The sequence below is a fragment of the Acidovorax sp. genome (assembly GCF_046314175.1).
Taxonomy (GTDB): Bacteria; Pseudomonadota; Gammaproteobacteria; order Burkholderiales; family Burkholderiaceae_C; genus Acidovorax.
On sequence record NZ_JBKBXG010000018.1, the window covers coordinates 51,990 to 69,320 of the forward strand.

At 64.5% G+C, this 17,331-nt stretch carries 18 protein-coding genes; 7 read left to right on the forward strand and 11 right to left on the reverse strand.

The genetic code is table 11. The annotated features are described in order from the left end of the window. Positions 1–71: 71 nt before the first annotated feature. Together ACK4OE_RS07265 and ACK4OE_RS07270 are read left to right on the forward strand one after the other, a co-directional pair. On the forward strand, positions 72–476 hold the full coding sequence (locus ACK4OE_RS07265) for a hypothetical protein (protein WP_409884013.1): 405 nt from the start codon (positions 72–74) through the stop codon (positions 474–476). A gap of 206 nt (positions 477–682) precedes the next feature. Continuing rightward, positions 683–1,900: an alpha/beta hydrolase family protein gene (locus tag ACK4OE_RS07270; RefSeq protein ID WP_409884014.1), complete on the forward strand. Its 1,218-nt coding sequence runs from the start codon at positions 683–685 to the stop codon at positions 1,898–1,900. Positions 1,901–1,940: 40 nt separating this feature from the next. Here ACK4OE_RS07270 and ACK4OE_RS07275 read toward each other — a convergent pair whose 3' ends face one another. Genes ACK4OE_RS07275 through ACK4OE_RS07285 form a run of 3 tightly spaced genes read right to left on the reverse strand, consistent with a single transcriptional unit; the run spans position 1,941 to position 4,782 of the window. Beyond that, complete coding sequence (locus tag ACK4OE_RS07275) at positions 1,941–2,621, reverse strand: hypothetical protein (RefSeq protein WP_409884016.1); 681 nt, start codon at positions 2,619–2,621, stop codon at positions 1,941–1,943. An 18-nt stretch (positions 2,622–2,639) separates the two neighbouring features. Then, complete coding sequence (gene argF, locus ACK4OE_RS07280) at positions 2,640–3,560, reverse strand: ornithine carbamoyltransferase (RefSeq protein ID WP_409884017.1); 921 nt, start codon at positions 3,558–3,560, stop codon at positions 2,640–2,642. Between the two features lie 25 nt (positions 3,561–3,585). Beyond that, the gene (locus ACK4OE_RS07285) at positions 3,586–4,782 is read right to left on the reverse strand and encodes an aspartate aminotransferase family protein (RefSeq protein WP_409884018.1); all 1,197 of its coding nucleotides are present in this window, start codon (positions 4,780–4,782) and stop codon (positions 3,586–3,588) included. Between the two features lie 266 nt (positions 4,783–5,048). Here ACK4OE_RS07285 and ACK4OE_RS07290 point away from each other — a divergent pair, with 266 nt between their 5' ends. After that, positions 5,049–5,372, forward strand: coding sequence for a DUF3579 domain-containing protein (locus ACK4OE_RS07290; protein WP_409884019.1), 324 nt, complete (start codon positions 5,049–5,051; stop codon positions 5,370–5,372). 308 nt (positions 5,373–5,680) lie between these two features. Here ACK4OE_RS07290 and rpsT read toward each other — a convergent pair whose 3' ends face one another. After that, positions 5,681–5,983, reverse strand: a complete 303-nt coding sequence (rpsT, locus tag ACK4OE_RS07295) for a 30S ribosomal protein S20 (protein ID WP_008905691.1) — start codon at positions 5,981–5,983, stop codon at positions 5,681–5,683. A gap of 199 nt (positions 5,984–6,182) precedes the next feature. Here rpsT and murJ point away from each other — a divergent pair, with 199 nt between their 5' ends. Next, positions 6,183–7,748: a murein biosynthesis integral membrane protein MurJ gene (murJ, locus tag ACK4OE_RS07300; protein ID WP_409884020.1), complete on the forward strand. Its 1,566-nt coding sequence runs from the start codon at positions 6,183–6,185 to the stop codon at positions 7,746–7,748. Between the two features lie 99 nt (positions 7,749–7,847). After that, a complete protein-coding gene (locus ACK4OE_RS07305) occupies positions 7,848–8,699 on the forward strand; it encodes a SirB1 family protein (RefSeq protein WP_409884021.1) in 852 nt (283 codons plus the stop codon). A gap of 52 nt (positions 8,700–8,751) precedes the next feature. Here ACK4OE_RS07305 and ACK4OE_RS07310 read toward each other — a convergent pair whose 3' ends face one another. Both ACK4OE_RS07310 and ACK4OE_RS07315 read right to left on the reverse strand, forming a co-directional pair. Then, a complete protein-coding gene (locus tag ACK4OE_RS07310; RefSeq protein WP_409884022.1) occupies positions 8,752–9,606 on the reverse strand; it encodes a plasmid replication/partition related protein in 855 nt (284 codons plus the stop codon). Positions 9,607–9,687: 81 nt separating this feature from the next. Continuing rightward, the gene (locus ACK4OE_RS07315; protein WP_409884023.1) at positions 9,688–10,761 is read right to left on the reverse strand and encodes a transporter; all 1,074 of its coding nucleotides are present in this window, start codon (positions 10,759–10,761) and stop codon (positions 9,688–9,690) included. 136 nt (positions 10,762–10,897) lie between these two features. Between ACK4OE_RS07315 and ppk2 the strand changes: the two genes are divergently transcribed. Next, positions 10,898–11,812, forward strand: a complete 915-nt coding sequence (ppk2, locus tag ACK4OE_RS07320) for a polyphosphate kinase 2 (protein WP_409884024.1) — start codon at positions 10,898–10,900, stop codon at positions 11,810–11,812. Between the two features lie 130 nt (positions 11,813–11,942). Here the strand turns inward: ppk2 and ACK4OE_RS07325 are convergent, their stop codons facing one another. From ACK4OE_RS07325 to ACK4OE_RS07335, 3 genes are read right to left on the reverse strand one after another with little or no spacing between them, the layout of a single operon-like run. After that, positions 11,943–12,953 carry a GlxA family transcriptional regulator gene (locus tag ACK4OE_RS07325; protein ID WP_409884025.1) on the reverse strand — a complete coding sequence of 337 codons (1,011 nt, stop codon included), beginning with the start codon at positions 12,951–12,953 and terminating at the stop codon, positions 11,943–11,945. Continuing rightward, positions 12,950–13,258, reverse strand: a complete 309-nt coding sequence (locus ACK4OE_RS07330) for a DUF1272 domain-containing protein (RefSeq protein WP_409884026.1) — start codon at positions 13,256–13,258, stop codon at positions 12,950–12,952. Before ACK4OE_RS07330 ends, ACK4OE_RS07325 begins: the two co-directional genes overlap by 4 nt. Before the next feature lie 18 nt (positions 13,259–13,276). After that, complete coding sequence (locus ACK4OE_RS07335) at positions 13,277–13,861, reverse strand: cysteine hydrolase family protein (protein ID WP_409884027.1); 585 nt, start codon at positions 13,859–13,861, stop codon at positions 13,277–13,279. A 313-nt stretch (positions 13,862–14,174) separates the two neighbouring features. Between ACK4OE_RS07335 and ACK4OE_RS07340 the strand changes: the two genes are divergently transcribed. Next, positions 14,175–15,251 (forward strand): alpha/beta hydrolase family esterase, encoded by a 1,077-nt coding sequence (locus ACK4OE_RS07340; protein WP_409884028.1) that lies wholly within the window; start codon positions 14,175–14,177, stop codon positions 15,249–15,251. Between the two features lie 87 nt (positions 15,252–15,338). Here ACK4OE_RS07340 and ACK4OE_RS07345 read toward each other — a convergent pair whose 3' ends face one another. Both ACK4OE_RS07345 and purM read right to left on the reverse strand, forming a co-directional pair. Continuing rightward, on the reverse strand, positions 15,339–16,448 hold the full coding sequence (locus ACK4OE_RS07345) for an AI-2E family transporter (RefSeq protein WP_409884029.1): 1,110 nt from the start codon (positions 16,446–16,448) through the stop codon (positions 15,339–15,341). A gap of 41 nt (positions 16,449–16,489) precedes the next feature. Next, positions 16,490–17,331 (reverse strand): phosphoribosylformylglycinamidine cyclo-ligase (gene purM, locus ACK4OE_RS07350; RefSeq protein WP_409884030.1); only part of this gene is annotated, 842 nt, incomplete at its 5' end.

Here is a 17,331-nt window from a genome sequence, read left to right on the forward strand (position 1 = left end):
AACACGGGGCGGGGTGGCGGTGATGCACCCGCCTGCGCCTTCAGATCGCCAATGTCGCTAGAAAGGTCAGCATGAAAACAGGAAATTGGGTTGCAGCAGTTTCTGGTCAGTTCGCGGTGCTGGTGGTGGCGGCGTCGCTGTGCTGCGCACTGGCGCCGAGTGCCGTCGCCGCACCGTCTGCACCAGCAACACAGGGCGACAAGAGTGCCGCCACTGCAGAGCCAGTTTTCACGCGGGCCCGCCTGGTGTCTGTGCAGCCGGATCGGGACGGCCGACTGCTGGTGCGTCTGAAGCTGCTGCCGCGTTCCAAAATACCGTTCTCCACGCAGACGTTCACTGTGCGCGACAGGGCTTTAGTGGCGGACATTCCCGAGGGATCGTGGGTCAAGTTCACGGCCAGGTCTGAAGGTGGTGTGAACTGGCTGACCGCCATCCACGTGGTGGAAGAATGCAGGCGTTTTCAGCCGTGCGATTGAAGATTGGCCTGCAGACAGCGCGGGTTGCTGCTCCATTTTTATGAGGTTTGCCCATGTTCAGTTTTCGTATCAGGCTTGCATTGCGAAAGTGTTTGCAAAAAAGCCGGGTTTCCGCATTTTTCTGGCTTCCACTCATGCTGTGTGGGCACGCTGTGGCGCAGCAGCCTGATCCCGTTCCGGCAACCATCACTGCGTGGCCAAGCTACATGCCCGATTTGGTTCCAGGTTTTTCGGAGAGCTCGGTCGCCGCCGTTTTGCCGACTGACGTGGTGATCACGCCTCCAGATGTATCGCTGCCCGTGGATAAGGCCCGCTGGAGCGGTGTCTGGCAGGGCTGGGCCTGCAATTCGAGAGCGTGCGATATCCGCGTTGCTATTGAATCCGTCACCACGACCGGTGCCACCGTTGTGTACGCCGGGGCGAGCGAGCAGCAGCCCCAGGTGACCGACCGGGCGCAGGGGAGCTTCGTTGGCAACGAACTGCACGCGCGGCTTCATACGGGTGCGCGGTTAGTGCTTCGCCTGCGAGGCGGGGTGGATGAAATGGAAATGTCTGTGTGGCGCCCTGAGACACAGTTGCTGGCTGCTGGTGTGCTGACCAATAAGCCGCTGGCACGGCAATACACGCGTGTGGTTGAGCGCCTGCCCACACCCTGGACCGATGCAGATGGTCGTGCGCAGACGTTGGAGGCGGTGGTGGTCCGTCCCATCAATGCTAAGGGTCTGTTGCCCACGCTCGTCTTCAACCATGGCTCTACGGGTGCAGGCAATCGCCCCAGCTGGTTTACGTTGACCTGGACCAGCCCCGAGGTGGCGCAGTATTTCACCTCCAAAGGTTGGCAGGTCGTGTTCCCCCAACGCCGAGGGCGCGGCAAGTCGGATGGCCTGTACGACGAAGGTTTTGGGGCCAACCGTGCGGAGGGCTACACCTGCCAGCCCGAACAGTCGCTGAAGGGGCTGGACCGGGCGCTGGCCGACCTGGATGCAGTGATGGCGCACGTGCGGCAACGCCCCGATGTCGACAAGACGCGCTTGCTAGTCGGCGGGGTGTCGCGTGGAGGCCTGCTGTCGGTTGCGTATGCAGGTGCTCGGCCAGACATGTTCCAGGGCGTCGTAAATTTTGTGGGCGGCTGGATGGGTGAGGGGTGCAAGGAGGCTGCGCTCATTAACCGCACCGGATTCGTCCGGGGCACGGCCATGCCTCGGCCAACCCTATGGCTGTATGGGGAGCGTGATTCCTACTATTCGCTGGACCACAGCCGTGCCAGTTTTGAGTCTTTTCTCGCAGCGGGCGGGAAGGGCAAGATGGTCAGCTACACCCTGCCGCCGGGGCAGGACGGCCACAGCATTCATGACTTTCCTGCACTGTGGAGGGAAGAGTTGGACAGCTACCTTGCGCAGACCCTCGCCGGACCTTCCCGGTAGACGCGGATGCTAGTGCCTACTCGGGGCTGTGGTCGGACGGTCAGCGGTACAGCTGCCCGTTGCGCAGCGCCTCCAGCGCATGCCTCAGGTTCGCGCGCGCCTGCGCTTCGTACTGTTGGTAAAACAGTTCGGTGCCGTAGATGCGCGGGCGGTCGAGAAACCCCTGCAGCACCACACTGCGCCCCGTCACATAGCGCGGCCAGCGCACGAAGAAGTATTCGCGCCGCACGTTGCGCTCGAACTGGCGATACACCGCGTCGCTCTGGCCAAGGATGGCCAGGTCGATATCGACCACCCATTGCGCATCGCCCGTGAGTGGGCCTGGAGTGTGCCGGGTGTCCATGATGTGCTGGTGCACGGTTTGCGCCAGCGTGGCGGGCAGGCCCTGGCTGGGCAGAAAGCGGCTTGCCCAGTCGGCGCTGCGCTCTTCGTTGTGCTTGCTCCACGGCCAATAGATGGCGTCGTGGTACCACATGGCCAGAGCCACAGCGTGAGGGTTGTCGAGCGCGCCGGGTTGCTGATCCTGCACCATTTGCCAATGCCGCAGGCAGGCCCAGAGGTGGGTGGTGTCGTGGTACGCGCGCGGCCATCGAGTCCAACTGAGCATCAGGCGCCGTCCTTCCTTGCGCCAGGCTGGTGTATCCATGCCCAGCGCTTGGCCCAATGTTTGCCAATGCGCCAGCAGTTCGGCGCTATGGGCAGGCAGGCGGCGCCAAGGCATGGATGGGGCTTTTGGGGATCAGGCTACCTTGCCAAGCAGCAGATATTCCATAAGCGCCTTCTGCACATGCATCCGGTTCTCGGCTTCATCCCATACCACCGACTGCGGCCCGTCGATCACGTCCGCTTCGACCTCTTCGCCCCGGTGCGCAGGCAGGCAGTGCATAAACAGTGCGTCGGGCTTGGCTGCAGCCATCATTTCGGTGTCCACACACCAGTCTGCAAACGCCTTCTTGCGCTCTTCGTTCTCGGCCTCGTAGCCCATGCTGGTCCACACATCGGTGGTAACCAGGTCTGCGCCCTGGCAGGCGTCCATGGGGTTGCTAAAAAATTGATAGCTGCCAGCGCTTATTCCACCAGCGCCAGCGGCCAATTTCTCATCAATTTCATAGCCGCGGGGCGTACTCACATGCACCTTGAAGCCAAGCAGCGCGGCGGCTTGCAGCCAGGTGTTGGCCATGTTGTTGCCGTCGCCCACCCAGGCCACCGTCTTGCCTTTTATGGAACCACGGTGTTCGATGAAGGTGAAGATGTCCGCCAGGATCTGGCAGGGGTGGTACTCGTTGGTCAGTCCGTTGATGACAGGCACGCGCGAGTTGGCGGCAAAGTCTTCGATCTTGGTCTGCTCATAGGTGCGGATCATCACCAGGTCCACCATGCGGCTGATGACCTTGGCGCTGTCTTCAATCGGCTCGGCGCGGCCCAGCTGGCTGTCGCCGGTGGTCAGGTGCACCACGCTGCCGCCGAGCTGGTACATGCCCGCCTCAAAGCTCACACGCGTGCGGGTGCTGGCCTTCTCGAAGATCATGGCCAGCGTGCGGTCCACCAGTGGGTGGTGTTTTTCGTAGGCCTTGAACTTTTTCTTGATGAGCGCGGCGCGCTCGAACAGGTAGCTGTATTCGTCGGCGTTGAGGTCGTTGAACTGCAGGTAATGTTTCATGGGCTTGTGTCTCGGTGCCGGCCGATTATTCGGCCAGTATGGCTTTGACCAGCGGGGTCAGTTTGGCGACGATCTCGTCGGCCTCGGCGTTTGTCAGGATCAGCGGGGGAACCAAACGGATCACGCTGTCGGCCGTGACCGAGAGCAGCAGGCCCGCCTCGGCCGCGCGGCCGATCAGTGCGCCGCAGGGCTTGTTCAGCTCGATGCCCAGCATCAGGCCCTGGCCGCGAATTTCCTTCACGCCGGGCAGGCTGCCCAGTTCGCGCTGCAGTGCGGCGCGCAGGTGGTCGCCCGCCTTGGCGGCGTTTGCCAGCAGGCCGTCTTCTTCCATGATGCGGATGGTTTCGACCCCGGCACGCATGGCCAGCGGGTTGCCGCCAAAGGTGGTGCCGTGGTTGCCGGGCTGCAGTACGTTGGCGGCCTTGGGGCCTGCCACCACCGCGCCAATCGGCACGCCCGATCCCAGGCCCTTGGCCAGAGGCATCACGTCGGGCACGATGCCAGCCCACTGGTGGGCAAACCACTTGCCGGTGCGGCCCACGCCACACTGCACTTCGTCGATCATCATGAGCCAGTCGCGCTCGTCGCACAGCGCGCGCAGCTGCTGCAGGTATTCCACCCGCATCGAGTTGATGCCGCCTTCGCCCTGAATGGTTTCGAAGAACACCGCGACCACATTGGGGTTGCCTTCGGTGGCCTTCTTGATGGCCTCGATGTCGTTCATCGGCACGCGGATGAAACCCTCGACCAGCGGGCCAAAGCCGCTGTGGATCTTGGGGTTGCCCGTGGCCGACATGGTGGCAATGGACCGGCCGTGGAAGGCTTTCTCGTACACGACGATCTCGGGCTTGGCGATGCCCTTGTCCACGCCGTACTTGCGTGCGATCTTCAGTGCCGCCTCGTTGGCCTCCAGGCCCGAGTTGCAGAAGAACACGTTGGTCATGCCCGACAGCTCCACCAGCTTGGCGGCCAGTTGCTCTTGCAGCGGCACGTGGTAGTAGTTGGAGGTGTGGATCAGTTTGGTGATCTGATCCTGCAACGCGGGCACTAGCTTGGCGTGGTTGTGGCCCAGTGTGTTCACCGCAATGCCGCCCAGACCGTCCAGGTATTCTTTGCCGTTCACGTCCCAGACTCGGCAGCCTTGCCCACGGGCCAGCGCGATGGGTACGCGGCCATAGGTGTTCATCACGTGGGGCGAAGCTGCCGGGGTGGTAGCGGTCATGCAGAAATCTCCAGACGGTGCGGTAATGGGTCGGCTTGTGGCCTGTAAACCCGAAAAAGCGAAGCACGATTCTAGGGGGAGCAAGGTGATCGTCTGTTGACGATTGCGCATCACTGCAATGCAGTGCCCTACCTGAGTTTGGGATCTATGGTTAGCGCGGCATAAGGATTAGGGAGTCAGCTCTTATATAAGAGTTAGAATGTCGCGCTGCGGTGCAGCATGCGGTGATCCTGCGTCTGGCGCGCCCACTACCACTCCAATCCCCGATGGTTTCCCCCACCTCCAAAGAAGTCTTCATCCAAGGCGTCACCCACGACGGGAAAACCTTTCGTCCCAGCGACTGGGCCGAACGGCTGGCGGGGGTGATGAGCAGTTTCCGCCCGGGTGGGGCGCGGCCGGGCAGCCATCTGAGCTACTCGCCCTGGTGCATTCCGACCACGCTCAACGGTGTGAAATGTGTGGTGGTCAACCGTGATCTGCGCGACCACGAACCCATGGCCTGGGATTTCGTCATCAATTTTGCGCGCGACAACAACCTTCAGGTGGCAGAAGCCTGCCTGCTGCCCGATCCCCCTGCCGCCAAGCCCTGATCTGGCTTGGGACCTACCAGTTTGTGTTGGCTGGTGGTTGTCTTTTCGGTCCGTGCGCTGTCTCTGTCCTGATCGGTTCCCCGTGGCCGGTAGCCTGCAACGCTGCCCTCGCAGGCTTAGCCCTTGTTAACTCAGCCCTTGTTAACTCAGCGCTTGTTGGCTTAGCGCTTGTTTTTCGACCAGAAACGAAAAAACCGCCCGAAGGCGATTTGGTCGTTTTTCTTTTGCTTGCAGCGCACCCGTTACAAACGGCGAACGGCACATGCCGTTCGGGCTGTTTGCCTGCCGGGGCAGGCGGAGAGGTTGGTTTAGGCGGCTGCCAGAGCCAGGGCTTTCACCTTGGCAGACAGACGGCTCTTGTCGCGAGCAGCCTTGTTCTTGTGGAAGATGCCCTTGTCAGCCACGGTGTCAACCACAGCTTGCATCTTGGCGAACAGTTCGGTCGCCTTGGTCTTGTCGCCAGCCAGAACAGCCTTTTCGACGTTCTTGACAGCAGTACGGTATTTGGAACGCAGCGAGGTGTTCGCAGCGTTGAGCTTGATGTCCTGACGGACGCGCTTGCGGCCGGATGCCAGGCGCGGGTTCTTCTTCTTTGGTTTAGCGGATGCCATGATTTATTTCCTTGGGGTCTGTGGATGATGCCAGCAAAGCCCGCGATTATAGCCCAGGGCACTTCCCGTATCCACCCCTGCCCCGAAACTGGCGCTGCGGCATTGCCAGCGCACCCGTGGAACTGGCTCCGCCAGGCCACCGGGTGCGTCCCCCTTGGGTGAAGATGCGAAGCGGCTCAGGGGGAATACACTCCCCCCGGTGTCATTGCTCAAAGCCGCCTCTACCGTCTCCCTGCTGACCCTGGCCTCCCGCGTGACGGGCCTGGTGCGCGACCTTCTGATGGCCTCCATGTTCGGGGCCAATGCCCTGACGGACGCCTTCAACGTCGCTTTCCGCATCCCCAACCTCTTCCGCCGTCTGTTTGCAGAAGGGGCTTTCAGCCAGGCCTTTGTGCCGGTTCTGGCCACTACCAAAGCGCAGCAGGGCGAAGAAGCCACGCGCCAGCTTATTGCTGCTGTGGCCACGGTGCTGGCCTGGATTCTGCTGTTGACTTGCATCCTGGGTGTGCTGGGTGCGCCGGTGCTGGTCTGGGCGCTGGCCAGTGGCTTGCGCCAGAGTGGTGAAGCCTACGATGCCGCCGTGCTGATGACGCGCTGGATGTTCCCCTACATCGGGTTCATGTCCATGGTGGCGCTGTCGGCGGGTGTGCTCAACACCTGGAAGCACTTTGCGGTGCCTGCCGCTTCGCCGGTGCTGCTCAATCTGTGCATGATTGTTGCCGCCTGGCTGGGCGCGCCGCAGCTCGAAGCACGGGGCATCGAGCCCATTTTTGCGATGGCGGGCGGTGTGATGCTGGGCGGTGTGTTGCAACTGGCCGTGCAGGTTCCCGCGCTGGCGCGGTTGGGTCTGCTGCCGCGCATCGGCGTCACCTGGGGCGCCATCCGCGCGGCCTGGGCCGAGCCTGGAGTGCGGCGTGTGCTGATGCTGATGGGGCCCATCCTGCTGGGGGTGGGCGTGGCGCAGATCTCGCTGATGATCAACACCCAGATCGCGTCCTACCTGACGCCCGGTAGCGTGACCTGGCTTTTTTATGCTGACCGGTTGATGGAGTTCCCCACTGCATTGCTGGGCGTGGCCCTGGGCGTGGTGCTGACCCCGCAGCTCACGGCCGCCAAGGCGGCGGGCGATGCCGAGAAGTACTCGGCCATGCTGGACTGGGGCCTGCGCATTGTGGTGCTGCTGGCCGTGCCCTGCGCAGTGGCGCTGCTCACGTTTTCCACGCCACTGGTGGCCACGTTGTTCCACCACGGCAAGCTGGCAGACAGTGATGTGGGCCAGATCGCCGTGGCGTTATCGGGCTACGGCGCGGGTCTGCTCGGCATCGTGGCGATCAAGGTGCTGGCGCCTGGCTACTACGCCAGCCAGGACGTGCGCACCCCCGTCAAGATCGCAGTGGTGGTGCTGGTGATCACCCAGCTGCTCAACATTGCGCTGGTGCCCTTCATCGCCCACGCAGGCCTGGCCCTGTCGATTGGCCTGGGCGCGCTCATTAACGCCCTGTGGCTGCTGGTGGGCCTGCTTCGGCGCGGCAGCTACCAGCCCCTGCCGGGCTGGGGCAAGTTTGCCTTGCAGGTGGTGGCTGCCAGCGCGCTGCTGGCGGTGCTGCTGGTGTGGGGTGCCCAGCACTTTGACTGGGTGGGGATGCGAAGCCACTCGCTGCAGCGTGTGGGTTTGCTGGCCGCGCTGATGGCCGCCGCCGCCGTGCTGTACTTTGGCGCGCTGTGGGCAGCGGGCCTCAAGCTGCGCAAGATGCTGCGGCGCTGATGACAGCGGCACACAGAAGCACTTGAAGCTCCTAAAAGCCCTGCGAAACCAGAGTATCTGTGGGTTGACGCCACCGCAGACCAGACTTACAAACCTGCCATGTCCCTGAGTTATTCCGTGCCCACCTCGCTGGAGTACTTTGCATCGCTGGTGCAAAGTGATGACCACTTTCCGCTGCTGGAGGCCGCCGCCAGCCTGGCGCAGGACGAATACCCCGAACTGGACATGCAGCAGCTGTTGGGCGACATGGATCAGCTGCTCGCCCGCATCAAACGCCGCCTTCCCGCCGATGCCCCCGCACTGCAGCGGTTGCGCATCCTCAACCAGTTCTTTTTTGCCGACCTGGGTTTTGGCGGCAACATCAACAACTATTACGACCCGGAAAACAGCTACCTGAATGCCGTGATGCGCACGCGCCGTGGCATTCCCATCAGCCTGGCTGTGTTGTGGATGGAATTGGCCCAGGGGTTGGGGCTGCATGCACGCGGCATTGCGTTTCCGGGCCACTTCATGGTCAAGGTGCTTTTGCCCAAAGGCCAGGTGGTGCTCGACCCGATATCGGGCCAGTCATTGAGTCGCGAAGAACTGGCCGAGCGGCTGGAACCGTACAAGCGCCGCAACGGCCTGGTGGACGACTACGACGTGCCGCTGGGCTTGTACCTGCAGGCCGCCACGCCGCGCGACATCATTGCGCGCATGCTGCGCAACCTGAAAGAAGTGCACCGCACGCAGCAAGACTGGCAACGGTTGATTGCCGTGCTAGACCGCCTCATCGTGCTGCTGCCAGAGGCCTGGGGCGAGTGGCGCGACCGGGGGCTGGCCCACGCAGAGCGCGGCAACCATGCCGAAGCGGTAGTGGATCTGGAGGCGTACCTGGCCCATGTGGAAGACGGGCTGGACATCGACCTGGTGGCCGACCGGCTGACCGCGCTGCGCAATAGCCGGGGCTGAACGCCGCGAGCCGCGCTGTCGCGGCTCGCGCTAAGCCATCGCCCCGTCTCTTTTAAAACGGTTGATCGTCGGTCGACTGCAGCTGTGCCAGCTGTTGGCGCAGTGCTGCGTTTTCTGCCGTCAGCTCTGCCACCCGATGGCGCAGTGCCTGCAGTTCGTCGGTATCACTATCGGAGCCCGAACTGGCTTCAATATCTGCGGAATGCTCCTGCTGCTTCGGGGTCTCTTCACGCGGCTTGCGTTTGAGTTCACGCACGCGTTTGGCGGCCTGTTTCAGCTCGTCTTTGCCCGCCACTACTGCGGCCACCTGTTCTTCGGCGGGCAGCGTGGCCACTGCGGCGGCTGCGTTGATAGAGATGGTGCCGGACTTCACCGCCGCCACCAGCTCCGGCGCCGCCTGCTTCTGGATCTTTTCGATCATCACCACCTGGCTGCTGCTCAGCCGCGCCGCCTTGGCAATGGACTCGCGGCTGGTCAGCGGGTCGGGCGCTGGCAAGCCGTTGCCCGCACTGACCACTGGCGCGTCCACGGCGCTGTCGTGCGAGGACGCCGCGTCATCCGGCACCACGGCCGCACGCGCACGGCGCTCCGCCACGATCTCGCGCTTGCGCAGCGCCAGCACGCCGCGCTGAAAGTCCGACACGCTGCGCCGACCCAGGTGCTGGTCGATCATCCACAGGTGCACGTCTTCCATCGACTGGAACCGTGTGTTCTGCACGGTCTGAAACGGCAGGCCATGCTTTTGGCAGATGCCATAGCGGTTGTGCCCGTCCACCAGCACATCGCCCCACAGCACCAGCGCATCGCGGCAGCCTTCGGCCAGGATGCTGCGCTCCAGGGCATCGTGTTCGTCGGGGGTCAGGGGGTCGATGTAGGCTTTGAGTTCTTCGTTGACGACGATGTTCATGGTAGGCGTGAAGTCCGGGGATCAGGGGCAAGGGGCGCGATTGTAGACAGGCTGTCGTCCCGTCCCGTCCCGTGCGTGGCGCTACCGGTCGCGCGTGCCCCGCAAGGCCAGCCAGCCTGCCACGGCCGTGAAGGCCGCCACCACCGCCACAATGATCCAGAACCCGCTGCCGTCGTCTGCCAGCGGCACACCACCCACGTTCATCCCAAACAGACCCGCCAGTATGTTGATGGGCAGGGCCAGCACCGTGACCACCGTCAGCACAAACAGGCTGCGGCTGTTCGATTCCTGTACGTTGGCGGCAATTTCTTCCTGCAGCAGCTTGATGCGCTCCTGCAGGCCCTGCATGTCGCGCAGCACCACCGAAAACTCTTCGGTGGAATCGCGCAGCTCCTGCGCGTCTTCGGCGCCCATCCACACCGGGGGGTGCTGCAGCAGGCGGAACAGCGCCGCAGGCTCGGGCGCCAGCAGCCGCTGCAGGCGCACCAGCAGGCGGCGCAGCACGCCCAGCCGCGCACGTTTGTGGTCCAGGCGCCCCGCCAGCAGCTCGTCTTCCACATCGTCAATGCGCTGGGTAACGCCGCGCACGATGTCCACCAGCCCCGACGCCTGCGTGCGCATCAGCTCGGCCAGCAGCGCCACGCTGGAGCGTGGTGCGTGACCGTGGCGCACGGCGGTGCGCAGGGCGTCCACCGACCGCAGCGGGCGGGTGCGCCCCGTCACCATCAAATGCGGCGCCACGCTGGTCCACAGCGTGGCGATGTCTGAGGGCTCAAACGAAAAGTCAAAGTGGGCGTCGTTCAACACCGCAATCAGCGTGTCGTCGTCGCGCTCGATGCGGGTGGAGACCGAGCGGTCTTTGAGGGCATCAAAAAACGCTTCGGGCAGGTCCGCGTGCCGCTCCATCCAGCGCACAGCCTGGGCGTGGCTCAGGTTGAAGTGCAGCCACAGGAATGTGGTGGTTTCGGTGGCTTCGGAGCGATTGCGCTCCCGCAGCCACTGCGCTGCCTGGGCCGAGTCCACTTCTTGCGGTGCCGTGCCGTCTTGCAGCAGATAGCCGCAGATGAGCCCGGATGCGTCGCCGCCGTAGTTCAGGCTGGCGCTGACCGAAGCGAGGGTGGCAGGCGGGTGGGAAGGTCGTTCTACAGGGGGCACGGGCACCGAGGGTGGGCCGGTGCTGTGACAGTGCCGTGACATTTCGCGGATATGTCACATATGTCACAGATGTCACGCGGTTGTCACCGGCGGCCGCCACCATGGCACATTCCATTCTTTGCCTGGTTTGAAGCCCATGTTCCACAACAACGCCCTCGACACCCAGGACCTGATGCAGCGCATTGCCAACGACCTGATCGACAGCTACGACGAGGAGCTGGAGCTGGAGATCGAAGACCGCAATGTGGACGACATCGGCACACCGCAGTCCACCGACCGGCTGGCGCGCCAGCAGTACTTCAAGGACCTGTTTCACCTGCAGGGCGAACTCGTCAAGCTGCAGGACTGGGTACAGCACAGCCGCCAGAAGGTTGTCATTCTTTTCGAGGGCCGCGATGCGGCGGGCAAAGGCGGCGTCATCAAACGCATCACCCAGCGCCTGAACCCGCGCGTGGCCCGTGTGGCCGCGCTGCCCGCACCCAACGACCGCGAGCGTACGCAGTGGTACTTTCAGCGCTATGTGGCGCACCTGCCTGCGGCGGGCGAAATGGTGCTGTTCGACCGCAGCTGGTACAACCGCGCGGGCGTCGAACGGGTGATGGGCTTTTGTTCGGACGACGAATACGAAGAGTTTTTCCGCACGGTGCCCGAGTTTGAAAAGATGCTCGTGCGCTCGGGCATCACGCTCGTCAAATACTGGTTCTCCATCACCGACGAAGAGCAGCACCTGCGCTTTCTGGGTCGCATCCATGACCCGCTCAAGCAGTGGAAGCTCAGCCCCATGGACCTGGAAAGCCGTGTGCGCTGGGAAGCCTACACCAAGGCCAAAGAGACCATGCTGGAGCGTACCCACATCCCCGAGGCGCCTTGGTGGGTGGTGCAGGCGGTGGACAAGAAAAAGGCGCGCCTGAACTGCATTGCGCACCTGTTGTCGCAGCTCCCCTACCAGGAAGTGCCTCACCCCGCGGTAGTGCTGCCCGCCCGCGTGCGCAACCCCGAATATTTGCGCCAGCCCGTACCTGCCTCGATGTACGTGCCCGAGGTGTACTGACTGCCGTCAGAACAGCCCGTCCATTCCATCAGTTTGTTCCTGATTAAATAGCTGCTAGCGCTTGTCCATCAAGCGCTAGAGCCCTAAAACACTTGAATTTCTGACGCTGGCAGCGCAGTGCTGCTTTGGGTCAGTGCGCGCGCCCTGCGCCGCCTTGCGACGGCGTTCCCCCGCGCCCGAACTGGTGCCAGGCCCGGCGCAGCTGGGTGTCCGAGCTGAACCCGGCCAACAGTGCCGCCTGCGTTACGTTATGCCCCGCCTGCAGCGCCGCCTCGGCGGTGGCCAGGCGGATGCGGCGCAGGTACGACAGCGGCGCGATGCCCGCGTGCTCCAGAAACAGCCGCGTCAGGTGGCGCGGCGAGGTGTGCGCCATCTCGGCCATGGCGGGTACGTTCCAGTCGGCCTGGGGCTGGCGCCCTACCGCGTCCTGCACGCGGTGCAGTGCGGCGTGCAGGTGGTTGCGGTGGTGTAAGAAGGGCGACAGCTCGGGGTCGTTGGGCCCGCGGCGCAGGGCCACCACCATGGTTTGTGCCACCTGCGCGGCCACCACCGGGCCGCAGATGTCGGCAATGCGGTGCAGCAGCAGGTCGATGCCGGTGGTCACGCCCGCGCTGCTGTGCACCGGGCCGTCGGCCACAAACACGCGGTTGGCGGCGACGTCGCAGCGCGGGTCCACCTCGGCCAGCTCCTCTAGGTGCTGGTGGTGGGTGGTGGCGCGGCGGCCGGTCAGCATGCCGGCGTGGGCGGCCACGATGGCGCCTGCGCACACGGTCACCAGCTCCAGCTGGCCGGTGGTCAGGCGCAGGCCGCGCAGCCAGTGCAGTAGCACGCGGGCGTCGCTGTGGTCCACGTCAATGCGCTGGCCGGGCAGGCCCACCAGCACCACCCATGACGGGTGTTGCAAGGTATCAGGCAGGGGCGCAAGGCCGGTCAGCATCACGCCCACCGACGTGACGGATTGCGGCGTGGGGCTGACAAAGTGCAGCACAAACCGGTCGGGCTGCCCCAGTGCGCGCAGGGTCTGGTTGGCAATGCGCAGCGCCTCGGCCGGGCCCGCCCAGTCCAGCAGCAGGCTGTGGGGCAGCAGCGCAAAGTAGACGTGGATGGGGTCGGGGCGTTGGCCCATGGTGGCTGAGGTCATCGTTGCTCGGGTGGCACGCCCTGCAGGCTGGCGGCGAAAGCTGCGTGCGTCGCGGTATCCACGGGACGGTGGCGCACCTGGGTGCTGGCGGGGTGGTTGCCCAGGGTGTTGCCGTTGCGCCGGTCCAGCGCGGGGCGGATGGGCCGGGGTGCAAAGCCGCCGCCGCAGTTGGGGCACACGTTGCCCAGCACGGTGTCCACACAGGTGGCGCAAAAGGTGCACTCAAAGCTGCAGATGCGGGCCTGCAGCGAGGCCGGGGGCAGGGCGGTGTTGCAATGCTCGCAGGTGGGTCGCAGTTCCAGCATGGCGAAATCTCCGGTGGGTCAGGCGTTCTTGGCAATGTTGTGATTGGGAGTCAGGCGTGCCAGCGCCTGCTGTGCAGTGGTGACGGTGGCAAAGCGGCCCTGGAGCACGGTGGCGGTGCGGGTCTGGATGTCGGCCGCGCTCAGCGTCTGGCCGTCGGGTTGCACCATGTCCCAGGTTAGGGTGGCATCCATTGCGTAGTCCACCTCCCAGCCCAGGTCTGACGCGTGGCGGGTGGTGGTCTCGCAGCATTGTTCGGTGCGGATGCCGCTGATGATGAGGCGCTGAATGCCGTTCTGCGTGAGCCACACATCAAGGCCCGTGCCCACCAGTGCGCTGTGGCGCGACTTGGTAAAGGTGGCAGCGGCGTCAAACGGCGCGAGGCCCTCCAGCGCGCGCACGCAGCCTGATGCCTGGGCGAACGCGTTGTCGGGCACATTAGGACCGTCGCTGTGAAACACCCGCACCACGGGCACGCCGCGTGCCACGCAACCGTTGATGAGTTCGTTCTGCGCGCGCAGGTAGGCGGGAAGGTCGGTGCCGGTGAAGTACGGGCGGTGGCGAAACGATTCCTGGACGTCAATCACAATCAGACAGGTGTTCATGGCAGATTCTCTTTGCGGTGAGTGGATGCTGCCAATGGTGTCGGGGTAGGGCGGCATTGTCCGAACCCGTGCAGACAGGAATCGATCATTTTCAGCCATCACTGGGGGTAGATTGCGGCGTGGTGTGCACGGGCTGGACCGCCTTCACTGATGAGTTCGAAGGGTTTTTGAATGAAATAGGCCTCTGGCGCTTGTCCAGTAAGCGCTGGCAGCTATTGTTTTGATAGTTTTGACGCTGGCGGCCATAAGCTGCTATGGTGACTAGGGTTTTCCCTGAATTCCTTTGTAACGCCCCCCAGTTTTCCATTCGTCCATGCCCCGCCGTTCCCGTCTGTTCTCGTTGTCGTCGCTGACCCGGGCGTACCAACGCAACCTCAAGGCGTTTGCGCGTGCAACGCTGCCGGCACGGCCTGTGCGGGCCAGGGCACCTGCCAAGCTGCGGGTGGTGGTAAGCAAGGAGCCCAAGGCGCCCACGGTGGCACGCGCTGCACGGTCTGCGGGCAAGCCCATGCCCGTCAGCGGCGAGTGGTTGGCGGGTATCGCGCGCGGGCCTGCAGGGGCGCGGCGGTATCAGCTATACATCCCGCCGGGCCTGGCGCTCAAAGCGGGCGAGAAGCTGCCACTGCTGGTGATGCTGCATGGCTGCGGGCAGACGGGGCGCGACCTGGCGGCGGTGTCGCGCATGAATCGGCTGGCGGCGCGCCAGCGTTTTCTGGTGCTGTACCCCGAGCAGGAGCGCATGGCCAACGCCCACGGCTGCTGGAACTGGTTTGAGCTGCGCAACGGCAAGGCCGAGGCCGAAGCCGCCACCTTGCTCGCCGCGGTGGACCTGGTGGCAGCCAAGCAGCCGGTGGACCTGGCACGAGTGTCCGTGGCGGGCCTGTCGGCCGGTGCCAGCATGGCCGTGCTGATGGCAGCGCGTTACCCTGACCGGTTTTGCGCCGTGGCCATGCATTCCGGGGTGGCCCCGGGCACGGCCCAATCGGCGGCGTCTGCCATGGCTGCCATGCATGGTCGGCGCGAGGCGCACCTGCCCGATGTGGTGGCCACAGAGACGGCGCCTGCTGCGCTGCCCCCGCTGCTGGTGCTGCATGGAGACTCTGACGGCGTGGTGTCGGTGCGCAACGCCGCCGCAACGGCCCTGCTGTGGGCCGGTGCCATGGGTGCACGCGCCGGGGCCATTCGCACGCTGCAGCGCGGGCAACGCCACGCCATGCGGGTGACCGAGTTCAAGACGGGGGGGCGCACGGTGGTCGCCCTGCGCGAGGTGGTGGGGCTGGCCCACGCCTGGAGCGGCGGTGCGGCGCAACTGCCGTTCAGCGACCCGGCCGGGCCGGACGCGTCGGCCCTGGTATGGGCGTTTGTGGCGCGGCAGTTCGCCAAAAAATGAGTCAAATTGGGCTCTGGCGCTTATCTATCAAGCGCTAGCAGCTATCAATTTTGGAGTTTTGGCAGGTGAGTTGCCCACTCGGCCACGCTACACCAGCCGCGCAGCCACCAGCTCTTTTTTCAGGTACGCGTAAAACAACGGCGCGGCGACCAGCCCGGCGGGGCCAAACACCGCTTCGGCCACAAACATCACTGACAGCAGCTCCCACACGCCCATCTGTGTGCGGCGGCCCACCACCTTGGCGTTGATCACGTATTCGGCCTTGTGGATCAGGATCAGAAACCCGAGGCAGGCGGCAGCGGCCAGCGGCGACACCGACAGCCCCACGATGGTGATGACCACGTTGCAGATCAGATTGCCGACGATCGGCACCAGCCCTGCCACAAACGTGAAGGTGATGAGCACGGGGGTGTAGGGCAGCTCCAGGCCCCACAGCGGCAGCACAAACAGCAAAAACAGCGCGGTCAGCACGGTGTTGAACGCCGCAATCCAGAACTGCGCCGCCACGATCTGGCGGAACGCCTCGCCAAACAGCGAGATGCGCAGCCGCAGTTGCTGCGCCAGCGGGCCCCGCGCCAGCACTGCCGGGCGCACAGCGGCCAGCGCGCCAATCAGCAGGCCCACATAGGCAAACAGCACGCCCGCGAGCCAGGCGCGCCCGGCCATCGCCAGTGCGCCTGCCTTGGCGCCCAGGTAACTGGCGATGATGCGCTGGATCTCTGCCGCGCCTTCAGGCAGGTGAGAGGCCATGTCCACCGGCAGTTTCAGGCGCAGTTCCAGCACCGTGCGTGCCATGTAGTTCATCAGCTCCTGGTACTGCTGCGGCGCGGTGACGAGGTACCCGCGCGAGTGGGTTAGGCCCACCGCCAACAGCGCCAGAGGCAGCAGCATCACGAGGCCAGCTGCCGCAATCTGCGCGGCGCGCAGCCCCGACACGGACGGATGACCGCGGCGCCGCAAGCGGCTCAGCCCCTGGGCAAACCAGCGGGTCAGAGCCCGGGTCAGCAGAAAACCCAGGCACACACACAACAGGCCCGGCAGCAGACCGCGCCACATCACCAGCAGCAGGGTCGCTGCCACCAACAGATAGCTGGCCACCACAATGCCTCGCGTGGAAGCGCGTGGCGGCAGCGTGGTGGGAGCGGGCTCCGGCGTGTGGTGTACGACTACCGGGGCCGAGGGCGGGGGGGGCGCCATGCGCGGGGCGTTCTGAAACTAAAGAGGGGCGGGGTGGTGCCTCAGGCCACCACAACAGCCGCGCCATCGCCACGATCAGCAATCAGGCCAATCGTGTACACCTGCTCGCCCGCTGCGCGCAGCGTGGCGGCCGTGGCTTCTGCGTTGGCTGCATCCACCACCACCACCATCCCAATGCCGTTGTTGAAGGTACGGTTCATCTCGATGTCGTCGATGCCAGCCGTCTTCTGCAGCCAGGCAAACAGCTCGGTCTGGGGCCAGCTGCCCTTGGTCAGGTGGGCTGCGGTACCGTCGGGCAGCACGCGGGGGATGTTCTCCAGCAGACCGCCGCCGGTGATGTGGGCCAGCGCCTTGATAGGGTGGACCGCCAGCGCGGCCAGCACGTTCTTCACGTACAGGCGGGTGGGTTCCATGACGGCCTGCTTGAAGGGCTTACCGTCCAGCGTGGCGGGCAGGTGGGCTCCAGCGCGTTCGATGCACTTGCGCACCAGGCTGAACCCGTTGGAATGCACGCCGTGGCTGGCCAGGCCCAGCACCACGTCGCCGGGCTTCACTTCCTTGCCGGTCAGGATCTTGGCTTTTTCGACCGCGCCGACAGCGAAACCTGCCAGATCGTATTCGCCCGCGGGGTACATGCCTGGCATCTCAGCGGTTTCGCCGCCGATCAGTGCGCAGCCACTCAGCTCGCACCCCTTGGCAATGCCGCCGATCACGGCCGCTGCGGTGTCCACATCCAGCTTGCCGCAGGCAAAGTAGTCCAGAAAGAACAGGGGCTCGGCGCCTTGCACCAGCACGTCGTTCACGCTCATGGCCACCAGGTCGATGCCCACGGTGTCGTGCATGTTCCATTCAAAAGCCAGCTTGAGCTTGGTGCCCACGCCGT